The 14,619-nt window shown below is 71.4% G+C and carries 9 protein-coding genes, 3 tRNA genes and 1 pseudogene; 5 read left to right on the forward strand and 8 right to left on the reverse strand.

Annotated features, from left to right (window positions below; genetic code table 11):
- Positions 1-61: 61 nt before the first annotated feature.
- The 3 genes from ACZ61E_RS13480 to ACZ61E_RS13490 form a co-directional block, all read right to left on the reverse strand.
- A tRNA-Ile gene (locus ACZ61E_RS13480) sits at positions 62-135 on the reverse strand.
- A gap of 254 nt (positions 136-389) precedes the next feature.
- Positions 390-462, reverse strand: a tRNA-Asn gene (locus tag ACZ61E_RS13485).
- A 5-nt stretch (positions 463-467) separates the two neighbouring features.
- Positions 468-540, reverse strand: a tRNA-Asn gene (locus ACZ61E_RS13490).
- Positions 541-742: 202 nt separating this feature from the next.
- On the opposite strand from ACZ61E_RS13490, the gene ACZ61E_RS13495 reads away from it, so the two are divergent.
- From ACZ61E_RS13495 to ACZ61E_RS13510, 4 genes are all read left to right on the forward strand, one after another.
- Positions 743-1,039, forward strand: a complete 297-nt coding sequence (locus ACZ61E_RS13495) for a YtxH domain-containing protein (RefSeq protein WP_469699793.1) — start codon at positions 743-745, stop codon at positions 1,037-1,039.
- 80 nt (positions 1,040-1,119) lie between these two features.
- A complete protein-coding gene (locus ACZ61E_RS13500; protein WP_469699794.1) occupies positions 1,120-2,571 on the forward strand; it encodes an FGGY family carbohydrate kinase in 1,452 nt (483 codons plus the stop codon).
- A 146-nt stretch (positions 2,572-2,717) separates the two neighbouring features.
- Positions 2,718-4,451 (forward strand): ABC transporter ATP-binding protein, encoded by a 1,734-nt coding sequence (locus tag ACZ61E_RS13505; protein ID WP_469699866.1) that lies wholly within the window; start codon positions 2,718-2,720, stop codon positions 4,449-4,451.
- Positions 4,451-6,385 carry an ABC transporter ATP-binding protein gene (locus tag ACZ61E_RS13510; protein WP_469699795.1) on the forward strand — a complete coding sequence of 645 codons (1,935 nt, stop codon included), beginning with the start codon at positions 4,451-4,453 and terminating at the stop codon, positions 6,383-6,385. The genes ACZ61E_RS13505 and ACZ61E_RS13510 overlap by 1 nt, the downstream gene beginning before the upstream one ends.
- 132 nt (positions 6,386-6,517) lie before the next feature.
- Here ACZ61E_RS13510 and ACZ61E_RS13515 read toward each other — a convergent pair whose 3' ends face one another.
- The 5 genes and pseudogenes from ACZ61E_RS13515 to ACZ61E_RS13535 all read right to left on the reverse strand — a co-directional run.
- On the reverse strand, positions 6,518-7,780 hold the full coding sequence (locus ACZ61E_RS13515) for an RNA polymerase sigma factor (protein WP_469699796.1): 1,263 nt from the start codon (positions 7,778-7,780) through the stop codon (positions 6,518-6,520).
- Between the two features lie 211 nt (positions 7,781-7,991).
- On the reverse strand, positions 7,992-9,914 hold the full coding sequence (gene dnaG, locus ACZ61E_RS13520) for a DNA primase (RefSeq protein WP_469699797.1): 1,923 nt from the start codon (positions 9,912-9,914) through the stop codon (positions 7,992-7,994).
- A 102-nt stretch (positions 9,915-10,016) separates the two neighbouring features.
- Complete coding sequence (locus ACZ61E_RS13525; RefSeq protein WP_469699798.1) at positions 10,017-11,294, reverse strand: NAD(P)/FAD-dependent oxidoreductase; 1,278 nt, start codon at positions 11,292-11,294, stop codon at positions 10,017-10,019.
- A gap of 245 nt (positions 11,295-11,539) precedes the next feature.
- Positions 11,540-12,907, reverse strand: coding sequence for a deoxyguanosinetriphosphate triphosphohydrolase (locus ACZ61E_RS13530; protein WP_469699799.1), 1,368 nt, complete (start codon positions 12,905-12,907; stop codon positions 11,540-11,542).
- A 20-nt stretch (positions 12,908-12,927) separates the two neighbouring features.
- Positions 12,928-13,668, reverse strand: a pseudogene (locus ACZ61E_RS13535) (sirohydrochlorin chelatase); the annotation flags it as partial.
- 186 nt (positions 13,669-13,854) lie between these two features.
- Between ACZ61E_RS13535 and ACZ61E_RS13540 the strand changes: the two are divergent.
- Positions 13,855-14,598: a SanA/YdcF family protein gene (locus ACZ61E_RS13540; protein ID WP_469699867.1), complete on the forward strand. Its 744-nt coding sequence runs from the start codon at positions 13,855-13,857 to the stop codon at positions 14,596-14,598.
- Positions 14,599-14,619: the final 21 nt, after the last annotated feature.

The raw sequence follows: 14,619 nt of genomic DNA on the forward strand, positions 1-14,619 counted from the left end.
GTCTAAACCACTTGGGGCGCTCGGATGCAGGTCGGAACGATTCCTCGAACGCCTGCCCACGTGGGGCGGGTGGGACTCGAACCCACGGCCGACGGATTATGAGTCCGCTGCTCTAACCGGCTGAGCTACCGCCCCTAACGGCGCGTCGCGCACATTTGTGCGCGCCGTCTGCCGCAGCATAGCCGCTCATACGATCTCCTGCCTCGGATGGTCGGCAACGCCTGACCATGAGGACTTCCTGGAGCGCCGGCCGGTTCCAGGAGAAGCCCGAAGATCACCCGGAAGGCTGGCGGCGGCGCCCCGACGGACCGTCAGCGGCACGCCGGTGGGTGGTGGGGGTGGTCGCGGAAACAGGAAAGAGGACCCCGAGGGGTCCTCTTCCGTGCTTGCTCTCCCGGCTGGACTCGAACCAGCAACCCTCCGGTTAACAGCCGAATGCTCTGCCAATTGAGCTACAGGAGATCGCGCTCCCCCGACTGGACTCGAACCAGTAACCTGCCGGTTAACAGCCGGCTGCTCTGCCAATTGAGCTACAGGGGACTGCTGCGTATGCACCGAACGCACCCACCCCGGGTCTCCCGGGCGGCGGACGTCCGCTGCGACACATACATTAGCGCAAGCAGGGGGGTGCTCCGCCAATCGGTATCCCGCCGGGTCACACTGGGTGATCTCGGACCTCGTGGGTAGGCGGACGTCACGGCTCAAGGTCCGATGCCAACGAACTAACGAAGGGTGGCAGGCCATGCGGCGCCTCACGTTCATCGCGGGACTGGCTGTCGGTTACGTACTGGGAACCAGGGCCGGGCGCGAGCGCTACGAGCAGCTCAAGAAGTCCGCAAGCCGGATCTCGCAGAACCCGGCCGTGCGCAACGCCGCCGAGACGGCGGCGCTGTCCGGCCGTGAGTACGCGGGCAAGGCGTACCACTCGGTGAGCGAGAAGATGGGGGAGAAGGTCCCCGGGTCCGTCGCCGACCGGGTCCGGTCGCTGCGTTCGCGGAACGGCAACGGTGAGGACGACTGGGGGACCACCAACACCTGATGAACACCGGCGGCGGCGGTTCCCGGCACCGGGCGGTGCCGGGAACCGCCGCCGCCGCGCGCGTGCGGCAGAATCGTGCCATGGGAATAGTCGCCGGGTTGGACAGTTCTTCGGGCTCCACACGCATCGTCGTGTGTGACGCGGACACGGGTGCCGTGCTGCGGCAGGGATACGCCGCGCATCCCGTCGAGGACAAGGCCGCCGAAGTCGATCCGCAGGTCTGGCTGCTGTCGCTCGGCGAGGCGGCGGGCGGCGGGGTGCTGGAGGGCGTGGAGGCCATCGGCGTCTCCGCCCAGCAGCACGGACTCGTGCCGCTGGACCAGTCCGGCAACCTCGTACGACCCGCGCTGCTCGGCAACGACAAGCGCGCGCAGGTCGCCGCCGCCGATCTGATCGACGCGCTCGGCGGGCGGCAGGCCTGGGCGGAGGCCGTCGGGTCGGTGCCGCAGTCCGGTCAGCCCCTGGCGAAGCTGCGCTGGCTGGCGCGGAACGAGCCGGACGCGGCGCGGCGTACGGCGGCGATCCTCCAGCCGCACGACTGGCTGGTCTGGCAGTTGCTGGGCCGGCCCGCACGGCGGACGACGGACCGGGGCGCGGCGTCCGGCTCCGGATTCTGGTCGGCCCGTACGGGGGCTTACCGGCCCGATCTGATGGAACTGGCGCTGGGCCACCAGGCGGCGCTGCCGGAGGTGCTCGGCCCGGCCGAGGCCGCCGGGACCACCCCCGAGGGCCTGCTGATCTCCGCGGGTACGGGCGAGACCATGGCCGCCGCGTTCGGGCTCGGTGTCGGAATCGGGGACGCGGTGGTGTCGCTGGGCGCATCCGGGTCGGTGATGACCGTGCACCACGAGGCGCTGGCGGACCCCACGGGGATGATCACGTCGTTCGCCGACGCCACCGGAATGCATCTGCCGGTCGTCCACACGCTCAACGCCGTCCGGGCCCTGCGCGGCACGGCCGAGTTGCTGGGGACCGAGGACCTGGACGACCTGTCGGCGCTGGCGCTCAAGTCCACGCCGGGCTCGTCCGGTCTGGTGTTCCTGCCCTATCTGGAGGGCGAGAGGACGCCCCGTCTGCCGCACACGGCGGGCACGTTGACCGGCCTGCGGCGTGAGTCGATGAAGCCGGAGCATCTGGCGCGGGCCGCGTTCGAGGGGATGCTCTGCTCGCTGGCCGACGCGATGGACGTGGTGCGCGGGCGCGGGGTCGAGGTGCGGCGGGTGTTCCTGCTCGGGGCGGCGGCCGGGCTGCCGGCCGTACAGGCGGCGGCGCCGGGGATATTCGGGGCGCAGGTCGTCGTCCCCGAGCCGGCGGAGTACGCGGCGCTGGGCGCGGCGCGGCAGGCCGCGTGGGCACTGGGGGTCTCGAGGAACACGCTGTCGCCGCACAGCCCGCCCGACTGGCGGGGCGCGGCGGTGCAGGTCTTCGAGCCGGGCGAGGAGGCGGCCGTGGGCGCCGCGGTGCGCCAGCAGTACACGTCCGCCCGCGATCACATCCACCCGGGGGCCTTCACGGACGCGCCGGGGGTGTAGGGGGCGGGGGCGGGGGGCCGCGAACGGGGTCTGCGGTACGACAGTCGTTCTTGACTTGTCCTTTGTGGAAAACCCTTGGGTTCCAGCGGCTGGAGTGTCGCAGGATGGGTCCGACCCCCGATCTTGCCGAGCCCGAGAGACAGCACGTGCTGCTACGACTACTCAGAACGCATCTGGTCCCCTACAAGAGAGCCATCGGTCTGCTGGTGGTGCTCCAGCTGTTGCAGACCTGCGCCTCGCTCTATCTGCCCACCCTCAACGCCGACATCATCGACAACGGTGTCGTGACCGGCGACACGGGCTACATCATGGAGTTCGGCGCTCTCATGATCGCCGTCAGTGTCGCCCAGGTCCTCGGTCAGATAGGCGCCGTCTACTACGGCGCGCGCACCGCGTCGGCCCTCGGCCGGGACGTGCGGGCCGCGATCTTCGACCGGGTCCAGAGCTTCTCCGCCCGTGAGGTCGGCCAGTTCGGGGCGCCGTCGCTGATCACCCGCACCACCAACGACGTCCAGCAGGTGCAGATGCTGGTGCTGATGTCGTTCACGCTGATGGTGTCGGCTCCGATCATGTGTGTCGGCGGCATCGTCATGGCGCTCGGCCAGGACGTGCCGCTCTCCGCGGTGCTGCTGGCCGTCGTGCCGGTCCTCGGCGTCTCCGTGAGCCTGATCGTGAAGCGCATGCGTCCGCTGTTCCGCGCCATGCAGGAGCGGCTCGACACCGTGAACCGGGTGCTCCGTGAGCAGATCACCGGCAACCGCGTCATCCGGGCCTTCGTCCGCGACGAGTACGAGAAGAAGAGGTTCGAGGGCGCCAACACCGCCCTGACCGAGATGCAGCTGGCGACGGGCCGGCTGATGGCGCTGATGTTCCCGGTCGTGATGACGGTCGTGAACGTGTCGTCCGTCGCCGTCGTCTGGTTCGGCGCGCACCGGATCGAGAGCGGCGGGATGCAGATCGGGGCGCTGACCGCCTTCCTCGCCTATCTGATGCAGATCGTGATGGCCGTGATGATGGCCACCTTCATGTTCATGATGGTGCCGCGCGCCGAGGTGTGTGCCGAGCGCATCGAGGAGGTGCTCGGCACCAGGTCGAGCGTCGTACCTCCCGGGGAGCCGGTGCTGACGCTGCGCCGGCACGGTCATCTGGAGGTGCGGGGCGCGGAGTTCCGCTACCCGGGGGCCGAGGAGCCGGTGCTGCGGGACGTGTCGCTGACCGCCAGACCGGGCGAGACGACCGCCGTCATCGGCTCGACCGGCAGCGGGAAGTCGACACTGCTGGGGCTGGTGCCCCGGCTGGTGGACGCGACCGCCGGCGAGGTGCTGGTGGACGGTGAGAACGTCCGCGGTCTCGATCCGGCGCTGCTGGCGAGGACGGTGGGTCTGGTCCCGCAGAAGCCGTATCTGTTCTCGGGGACGGTGGCGACGAATCTGCGGTACGGGAATCCGGACGCGACCGACGAGGAGTTGTGGCACGCGCTGGAGGTGGCGCAGGCCAAGGAGTTCGTCACCGGCCTGGAGGGCGGGCTGAACGCGCCCGTCGCACAGGGCGGGACGAACGTCTCCGGAGGCCAGCGCCAGCGGCTCGCGATCGCGCGCACGCTGGTGCAGCGGCCGGAGATCTATCTGTTCGACGACTCGTTCTCCGCGCTGGACTACGCGACGGACGCCGCGCTGCGCGCCGCGCTGGCGCGGGAGACCGCGGAGGCGACGGTGGTGATCGTCGCCCAGCGGGTGTCCACCATCCGCGACGCCGACCGGATCGTCGTCATGGACGAGGGCCGGGTGGTCGGTGAGGGGCGTCATCAGGAGCTGATGGCCGGGAACGAGACGTACCGGGAGATCGTGCTCTCCCAGCTGACCGAGGCGGAGGCGGCCTGATGAGCGGTCCTGGCGGACGCATGATGGCGGCCGGCGCGGGTTCTCCTTCGCAGCGGTCGATGGATTTCAAGGGGTCGACCAAACGGCTGCTGCGGCAGCTCGCCCGGGAGAAGGTCACCCTGTGGTGGATGGTCGCCGCGGGTGTGCTGAGCGTGGCCGCCTCGGTGGTCGGCCCGAAGATCCTCGGCTCGGCGACCGACCTGATCTTCGCGGGGGTCGTCGGCCGTCAGACACCGGGGGGCGCCGACAAGGAGGAGACGGTCTCGCGGCTCCGGGAGGAGGGTGACAACGGGCTCGCCGACCTGCTCTCCGGGGTGGACTTCACACCGGGACAGGGCATCGACTTCGACGCGGTCGGCCGGGTCCTGCTGGTGGCTCTGGCGGTGTACGTGGCGGCGGGGCTGCTGATGCTGGTCTCGACGCGGCTCTCGATCCGGGTCATCAACCTCACCATCTACCGGATGCGCGAGGACGTGCAGGCCAAGCTGTCGCGGCTGCCGCTGTCGTACTTCGACCGCCGGCAGCGTGGTGAGGTGCTGAGCCGGGCGACGAACGACGTGGACAACATCTCCCAGACGCTCCAGCAGACGATGGGCCAGCTGGTCAACTCCCTGCTGACGATCGTCGGCGTCCTGGGGATGATGCTGTGGATCTCACCGCTGCTCGCGCTGGTCGCGCTGGTGACGGTGCCGTTGTCGGTGCTGGTGGCGACGAAGGTCGGCAAGCGCTCGCAGCCGCACTTCGTACAGCAGTGGAAGTCCACGGGCACGCTGAACGCCCATATCGAGGAGATGTACACCGGGCACGCCCTGGTGAAGGTCTTCGGGCGGCAGGAGGAGTCGGCGCGGGCGTTCGAGGAGCAGAACCAGGCGCTGTACGAGGCCGGTTTCAAGGCGCAGTTCAACAGCGGCGTGATGCAGCCGCTGATGTTCTTCATCTCCAACATCAACTATGTGCTGGTGGCGGTCGTCGGCGGGCTGCGTGTCGCGTCGGGGACGCTGTCGATCGGTGACGTGCAGGCGTTCATCCAGTACTCGCGCCAGTTCTCGATGCCGCTGACGCAGGTGGCGTCGATGGCCAACCTCGTCCAGTCGGGGGTCGCGTCCGCCGAGCGGATCTTCGAACTGCTGGACGCGGACGAGCAGGAGAAGGACGCTCCCCCGGCCGACCGGCCGCACGAGTTGCGGGGACGGGTGGCGCTGGACGGCGTGGCGTTCCGCTACGAGCCGGACAAGCCCCTCATCGAGGACCTGTCGCTCTCGGTGGAGCCGGGCCAGACCGTGGCCGTCGTCGGCCCGACGGGCGCGGGCAAGACGACGCTGGTCAATCTGCTGATGCGGTTCTACGAGGTGACGGCCGGACGGATCAGTCTGGACGACATCGACATCGCCACCATGTCGCGGGAGGACCTGCGCTCCCGGATAGGCATGGTCCTCCAGGACACCTGGCTGTTCGGCGGCACGATCGCGGAGAACATCGCGTACGGCGCGGCGCGCGAGGTCACCCGGGAGGAGATCGAGGAGGCTGCGCGGGCGGCCCACGCGGACCGTTTCATCCGCACGCTGCCCGACGGGTACGAGACCGTGATCGACGACGAGGGGTCGGGTGTCAGCGCGGGCGAGAAGCAGCTCATCACCATCGCGCGGGCGTTCCTGTCGGACCCGGTGATCCTGGTCCTGGACGAGGCGACCAGCTCCGTGGACACCCGTACCGAGGTGCTGATCCAGAAGGCGATGGCCCAACTGGCGCACGGACGGACGAGTTTCGTGATCGCCCACCGACTCTCCACGATCCGCGACGCGGACGTGATCCTGGTGATGGAGAACGGCGCGATAGTCGAACAGGGCACGCACGCGGGGCTGCTGGCGGCACAGGGCGCGTACGCGCGGCTGTACGCGGCGCAGTTCGCCCAGGCGGTGGCCGAGGTGGACTAGGGCCTGTGGTTCGGATCAGGCCCTGGGGCGCGTCCGCAAGGTCCTGACGGGTCCTCCGCCCGGTGGGGCCGGTCCGCTCTCGGGCGCCGGACGGGCTTGAGGGGCCCGTCCGGCGCGGGTCCCGGGCGGGGCTCAGTCCAGGTAGCCGCGCAGTTGGTCCGCGAAGGCGTGGTCGCGGAGTTTGTTGAGGGTCTTGGACTCGATCTGCCGGATCCGCTCGCGCGTGACGCCGAAGATCCGGCCGATCTCCTCCAGCGTGCGCGGGCGGCCGTCCGCCAGGCCGTAACGGAGCTGGACGACCTTGCGTTCGCGCTCGCCGAGTGTGGAGAGGACCGCCTCCAGGTGCTCGCGGAGCAGCAGGAACGCCGCCGATTCGACGGGCGAGGCGGCGTCGCCGTCCTCGATGAGGTCACCGAAGGCGACATCGTCCTCCTCCCCCACGGGCGCGTGCAGGGAGACGGGTTCCTGGGCGAGCCGCAGGACCTCGCCGACCCGTTCGGCGGTCAGCTCCAGCTGGGCGGCGACCTCTTCGTGGGTCGGCTCCTGGCCACGCTCCTGGAGCATGCGGCGCTGCACCCGGACGACGCGGTTGATCAGTTCGACGACATGGACGGGCACGCGGATGGTGCGGGCCTGGTCGGCCAGGGCGCGGGACATCGCCTGGCGGATCCACCAGGTGGCGTAGGTCGAGAACTTGTAGCCGCGCGCGTAGTCGAACTTCTCCACGGCCCTGATGAGGCCGAGGTTCCCCTCCTGGACGAGGTCGAGCATCGTCAGTCCGCGGCCGACGTACCGCTTGGCGACGGAGACGACGAGTCTCAGATTCGCCTCGATGAGCCGTCTCTTGGCCATCCGGCCGCGCACGACGAGCCGGTCGAGGTCGAGTGCGAGCTGCGAGTCCAGGTCGGGTGTGGAGCCGAGCTTCTCCTCGGCGAAGAGGCCGGCCTCGACGCGGCGCGCGAGGTCCACCTCCTCGACGGCGGTGAGCAGCCGGATCCGTCCGATCTCCCGCAGATACTGCCGGAAGAGGTCGGACGAGGGTCCGCCGCTGTCCGCCTTGCCCCTGGGGCCGACGCGCTCCGGGACCTCGGGGATGTCCACCGGGTCCTCCGTGACGGTCTCCGGGACCGCCGGACCGGGGGCCCCCGGGGTCGCCTCGGGATGGTGCGCGGCGCGGCTCTGCGAGGGAACCGCCGACACCAGTTCGGTCTCGGTCAGGGTCTGGGTCCGGGTCTGCACGGGGGCGGCCTCCAGGGTGATCGCTGCCGGATCGGGGGTGTGCGGCAGCGGGACGTGGGCGACCGGGCCGCCGTCAGTCCCGTACACGATGAGCGGATCCGCGGGGATGAGTGGCCCACCGTGGGTGGACCGGCCGCGCTCCGAGAACACAGGCACCGCTGCCCAGTGTGGGGTACGGCACACTGCCGCCACGAGAGGCGTGCGAGGACTTTCTGAGTCCCGTGCGTAACCGGTCAGTTACCCAAGGATGTTTAAAACGGCGGGAGTTGGGACCGGTGGGACGGCAGTGGTGACGAGGGGTACGGGACCGGGCCCGCGCCGCGCGCGGTCGGTCCCCGGCCCGGGGACGGGCCGGTTCGCCGAAACGCTAGAGCGCCGCCGCTCCGCTGTTGCGCAGTGACTGGCGGTACTGCTGGAGCACCCACAGCTCGTTCTGCACGGCCTGGTGCCGTTCGGCGTCGGCGCCGGTGCCGAGGCGGGCCAGCGTGCTCGTCACATCGTGGATGCGGAGGTCGACGGCCCGCAGCCGGACCCGTACCAACTGCTCCCCCGCGTACGCCTCGTCGATCGTCTTGCCGTGGAACACCTCCACGGCCAGCTCCGTGACCAGCGCGCGCACCGCGTCGTTCGGCGCGGCCTCGCGGACGCGGGCCAGATACTCGGGCGCCGAGACGATGCCTTCCTCGGCGCCGCCCGCGTCCTCGACGGCACGCCGCACGGCGGCGTACGGCGGGGCGGTGAACTCGTCCACGCCGTACGCGTCGAAGGCCGGGGAGACCAGCTCGGGGCGCTGGAGGGCGAGCTTCAGCAGCTCGCGCTCGGTGCGGTGGGCGGGGCTGCGGAGGTTGAGTGCCGGGCCGGAGAGGGCCGGGGAGGGGGCGGAGTCGTACGCGCCCTGCGGGCCGTTCGGCCGGGCGCCGCGGCCGTCCGCGGGGCCGGCGGGTCCGCGACCGCCCCGGTCACGGGCCCAACGGGCCATCTGGGCGACCCGTTTGACCACGAACTGGGTGTCGAGGATGCCGAGGATGCCGGCGAGCTGGACGGCGACCTCGTGCTGCGAGGCGCCGTTCTTGATCCGGGCGACGATGGGGCCCGCCTCGTCCAGGGCGGACGCGCGGCCCGCCGGGGTCTCCAGGTCGTACCGGGACACGATCTGGCGGATGGCGAACTCGAAGAGCGGCGTGCGCGGCTCCACCAGGTCCTGGACCGCCGCGTCGCCCTTGCTGAGACGCAGTTCGCACGGGTCCATGCCGTCGGGCGCGATCGCGATGTACGTCTCGGCGGCGAACTTCTGGTCGTCCTCGAAGGCGCGCAGCGCCGCCTTCTGGCCCGCCGCGTCCCCGTCGAAGGTGAAGATCACCCGCGCGCTGCCGTTGTCCATCAGCAGCCGGCGCAGGATCTTGATGTGGTCGGTGCCGAAGGCCGTGCCGCAGGTGGCGATGGCGGTGGTGATCCCCGCCAGATGGCAGGCCATCACGTCCGTGTAGCCCTCGACCACCACCGCGCGGCTGGCCTTGGCGATGTCCTTCTTCGCCAGGTCCACCCCGTACAGCACCTGGGACTTCTTGTAGATCGCCGTCTCGGGGGTGTTCAGATACTTCGGCCCGTTGTCGTCGTCACGCAGCTTGCGGGCGCCGAAGCCGACGACCTCGCCCGAGATGTCCCGGATGGGCCACATCAGCCGGCCCCGGAACCGGTCGATCGGACCCCGGCGGCCGTCCTGGGAGAGCCCGGCGAGCAGCAGTTCCTTGTCGCTGAAGCCCTTCCCGCGCAGGAAGCGGGTCAGATGGTCCCAGCCCGCCGGGCTGTATCCCACCCCGAAGTGCTCGGCCGCCGCCTGGTCGAAGCCTCTCTCGGCGAGGAACTTCCGGCCGATCTCGGCCTCTTCGCCGCCGAGCCGCTCCACGTAGAACTCGGCCGCCGCCTTGTGGGCCTCCACCAGCCGGATGCGCTCGCCCCGCTGGTGGGTGGGGTTGTAGCCGCCTTCCTCGTACCGCAGCGTGATGCCCGCCTTGGCGGCGAGGCGTTCGACCGTCTCGGAGAAGGAGAGATGGTCGACCTTCATCACGAAGGCGATGGTGTCCCCGCCCTCCTGGCAGCCGAAGCAGTGGAAGAGACCCTTGCTCGGACTGACCTGGAAGGACGGGGACTTCTCGTCGTGGAAGGGGCAGAGGCCCTTCATGTTCCCGCCGCCGGCCGGGCGCAGTTGCAGGTACTCGGACACGACGGTGTCGATCGGGACCGCGTCCCGAACCACCTTCACGTCGTCATCGTTGATCCTGCCTGCCACGCGAGAATTCTACGGGGACGCGCCGACAGTCCCCTACGCCCGGTCCGCGGACGGGCGACGCGGCGGCCGGGTGGCCGGGTGACCGGGGTGCGCGCGGGCCGGTCAGGTGCCGAGCGTGTCCAGCGGCACCGTCGGGTCGGCGAGCGCGTCGAGATCCTGCCGGGCGCCGGAGCGGATGAGCCGCTGGATGTCGCCCGTGACGTCCCACACGTTGACGTTCATCCCGGCGAGCACCCTGCGGTCCTTGAGCCAGTAGGCGATGAACTCGCGCTTTCCGGCGTCGCCGCGCACCACCACCTGGTCGTAGCTGCCGGGCGGCGCCCAGCCCGAGTATTCGAGGCCCAGGTCGTACTGGTCGGAGAAGAAGTACGGGAGCCGGTCGTACGTCACGTCCTGGCCGAGCATCGAGCGGGCGGCGGCGGGGCCGCCGTTGAGCGCGTTGGCCCAGTGCTCGACGCGCAGCCTGTCCGTCGGCAGGTCGGTGCCGGGCAGCGAGAAGGGGACGGAGGCCACGTCGCCCGCCGCGTAGATGTCCGGGTCGGAGGTGCGCAGCGCCAGGTCGACGGCGATGCCGCCGCCCCGCTCACGCCCCACGAGGTCGAGTCCGGCCGCCTCGGCGAGGCCCGTGCGGGGCGCGGCGCCGATCGCGGCGAGCACGTCGTGCGCCATGTGCTCCTCGCCGTCGTCCGTGCGGACGGAGAGGACCATGCCGTCCTGGCCGACGATCTCGGTGAGCCGGGCGCCGAAGTGGAACCGTACGCCGTGCTCGCCGTGCAGTTCGGTGAAGAACTGTCCCAGCTCCGGACCGATGACGTCGTGAAGAGGTGTCGGCCGCGGTTCGACGACCGTGACCTCGGCGCCGTACTCGCGGGCGGCGGCGGCGACCTCCAGACCGATCCAGCCGCCGCCTGCGACGACGAGATGGCCGTTGTCGCGGCCCAGCGCGGTGAGGACGCGGCGCAGCCGGTCGGCGTGGGCGAGCCTGCGCAGATGGTGGACGCCCGCGAGGTCGGTGCCGGGGATGTCGAGGCGGCGCGGTTCGGAGCCGGTGGTCAGGAGCAGTTTGTCGTAGCGCACGGAGGTGCCGTCGCCGAGGTGGACGCACCGGGTGCCGCGGTCGATCCCGGTGACCGTCTGGCCGAGGTGCAGCTCCACGTGGTGCTTGGCGTACCAGGCGGGCTCGTGGACGAAGACGCTGTCGCGCTCCTCCTTGCCGAGGAGGAACCCCTTGGACAGCGGGGGGCGTTCGTAGGGATGGTCCCCCTCGTCCCCGATGACGATCACTCGGCCGGTGAATCCGTCGGAACGGAGGGTTTCCGCGGCCTTCGCCCCGGCGAGCCCACCACCGACGATGACGAATGTCCGATGTGCGTCGACCACTTGATGCCTCCTCTTTACGCTGCCGCCATCTGTGAGCGTCCCGCACGGAGCGTGATGGCGAAAGAGGGGAGGCTCCATGGGCATGGTTCCGGCTTGATGTGGCTACCTTGCTACACGCGTCGCCCCCTGACGGGGCGGCTCGGCCGCTTCGGCCGTTGGCTGAATATGACGGGTGCCGGATGCGGGGCACGGGAAGCGGAGCGCGGAAAACGGGTGCGGGGCGCCCCGCTGCCGGACCACCGCGATCAGGTGCGGCCCGTGAGCGAGGTGTGCAGGGAGCGCGCCGCGGCGTCCGTGAGAGAGGCGATCTGGTCGACGATCACGCGCTTGCGGGCGCGGTCGTCGGACGCCGTCTCGAAGAGCGCGCGGAACTGCGGGTCCAGTCCCTCGGGGGCGCGGGCGGTCAGCGTCCAGGCGAGTTCGGCGAGGACGATGCGCTGGTCGGCGCGGAGGGACTCCTGGTCGGCGCGCTGCATCACATAGCGGTGGGCGACGGCCTTGAGTACGGCGCACTCGTCGCGCGCCTCGCGCGGGACGACCAGCGAGGCGCCGTACCGGGTGAGCAGTCCGGTGCCGTACTCCGCCCTGGTCGCCCCCTCGGCGGCGAGACAGAACCGCCCGATGAGCTGGCTGGTGGCGTCCTTGAGCCTGGCCTGCGCGACGGCCGTCCCGTCGTAGCCGTGCGGCCACCACTCCTGGGCCGTGAGACGGTCGAGCGCGGCGGCGAGCCGGTCCGGGTGGGTGCCGTGCGGTACGTAGCGGCCGATCGCGACCGACCAGATCTCGTCGCGTTCGGGCGCGGAGAGCAGCGCCCGGGGGTCGACGTGGCCGGCGTGCAGTCCGTCCTCGAAGTCGTGGACGGAGTAGGCGACGTCGTCGGCCCAGTCCATGACCTGGGCCTCGAAGCAGATCCGGTTGGGCGGGGCGCCGCGCCTGGCCCATTCGAAGACCGGCAGGTCGTCCTCGTACACGCCGAACTTCACCGAGTCCGGGTCGGTGGGGTGCGCGCCCTGCGGCCAGGGGTATTTCGTCGCGGCGTCCAGTACGGCGCGGGTGAGGTTGAGGCCGACGCTGACGAGGCGGGCGCCGCCGCCGGCCGCCGCGGCCGCCTCGACCGCGGCCTCGGCACGGGGCGTGGTGACCTCGGCGGCCACCGAGTCGGCGCGGACGAAGCGCTTGGGCTCGATGCGGGTGAGCAGGCGCAGCGACTGGGCGTTGCCCTCGAAGCCGCCGCAGTCCTTGGCGAAGTCGTTCAGCACCTGTTCGCCGTTGTGGCCGAACGGCGGATGGCCCATGTCGTGGGAGAGGCACGCCGTCTCCACGAGGTCCGGGTCGCAGCCGAGCGCGGCGCCGAGTTCGCGGCCGACCTGGGCGCACTCCAGGGAGTGGGTCAGCCGGGTGCGCGGGCTGGCGTCCCACTCCTGGCTCTGCGAGCCGGGTGTCACGACCTGGGTCTTGCCCGCCAGACGGCGCAGGGCGGAGGAGTGCAGGACGCGTGCGCGGTCGCGCTGAAAGGCGGTGCGGCCGGGACGTTTGTCGGGCTCGGCCGAGAAGCGCCGGATGTCCGCCTCGTCGTAGGGGCTGCCGTCGTGAGGTGCGGTGATGCCTTCCATGCGACGAAGGTAACCGGCTCGCCGGCCGGGGCGGACTCCAGGTGGGCCAGCGCCTCGTCGTAGCGGAGCAGGAGGAGGCGGGCCAGGTCCGGGTGGTCGCCGAGCGGGGCCGAGGCGAACCAGGGCGCGTGGGCGGCCGAGCGGGTGGCGAAGTGGCCGGGGGCGGTGAAGTACGACGCCAGCGCGACACGGCTCCGGCCGCGCGCCGCCAGTTCCCGTACGGCGTCGGGCACGGTGGGCGCGGCGGCCGACGCGTACGCGGGGACCACCGGCACTCCCCCGAGCCGTGCGCCGAGCAGCGCGGCGGTGCGCCGGGTGGCGGCCCCGGACCGCGGGTCGCGTGATCCGGCGGCGGCGAGTACGACACCGGTGTCGTGCGCGTGGTGCGGCTCGTCGGGCCAGCCGGCCTCCACGAGGCGGGCGTACAGCGTCTCGACGAGCAGGGGGTGCGGGCCGAGCGGCGCGGCGATCGTGGTGCGCAGCCGGGGCGCGCCGGCGGCGAGGCGCGGCAGGTCGTGCGTGACGTGGTGGCCGGGTGCGAGCAGCAGCGGTACGAGTACGGCCCGGCCGCCTCCCAAGGAGGTGAGCGTGTCGGCGAGGGCCGGTCGCTCGATCTCGATGTGCCCGAGCCGGACGCCGAGGCCGGGCCGGTACGCCCCGACCCGCCGCAGCAGGGCCCTGATGGTGCGCAGGGCACGTGGGTCGCGGCTGCCGTGGGCGACGACGACAAGGGTGGGGGCGGAGGTGGGCGGCTCGTCCATGGGGCGATCCTGCGGGGCGGACGTTGCCGGGCGGTTGCGGTGTGTGTCGCGGAGGTTTTCGGGGTGCTCACAGCCGGGAGCGGGCCGCCGCGAACTCTTCGGCGGCGCCGGACGTCGTACGGAGTGCGTACGGGACGGACGTACGGACGGCGGACCGGACGACGGGGGCTCATGTTCATGCCGAGGATGCCACGGCTGCGGAAGGCACGACCGGGGTCGCGGCCGCGGCTGCCCGCGCGGTTGCGCGAGTTGCGGCTGCCGTCGCCTCGGCTGCCGAGGACGCGGCGGGGACAACGGCGCGCCGCGCAGGCCGTCATGGTCGGTTGCACACTGGCGCTGACGCCCGCCACCTGGATGCACACGACCGCAGACGCCCGCATACGTTCCGTGGCCGACGTGCCCGCGCGGGAGGTCGCCGTCGTGTTCGGGGCGGGTCTGCGCGACGGCGCGCCGACGCCGTATCTGGCGCACCGTCTCGACGCCGCCGCCGAGCTGTACGAGAGCGGAAAGGTCAGGGTCGTCCTCGTCACCGGGGACAACAGCCGCGAGGAGTACGACGAACCGGACGCCATGCGGACGTATCTGACGGCGCGCGGGGTGCCGGACGGCCGGATCGTCAGCGACCACGCCGGCTTCGACACCTGGGACTCGTGCGTCCGGGCCAGGAAGATCTTCGGGGTCGAGCGGGCGGTGCTGGTGACACAGGGCTTCCACGTACGGCGCGCGGTCGCGCTCTGCCGGGCTGCGGGTGTCGACTCCTACGGTGTCGGGGTCGCCGAACGGCGCGACGCGACCTGGTACTACGGCGGGGTCCGGGAGCTGGCGGCGGCGGGAAAGGCGGCGCTCGACACGGTGACGCGGCCCGATCCGCACTTCCTGGGCCCGCGGGAGACGGGCGTGACGGACGCGCTGGCGGGCGGCGGGCCGTGACCGGGCGCCCCTCACAGCGCC

The organism is Streptomyces sp. NPDC104581 (assembly GCF_055583685.1).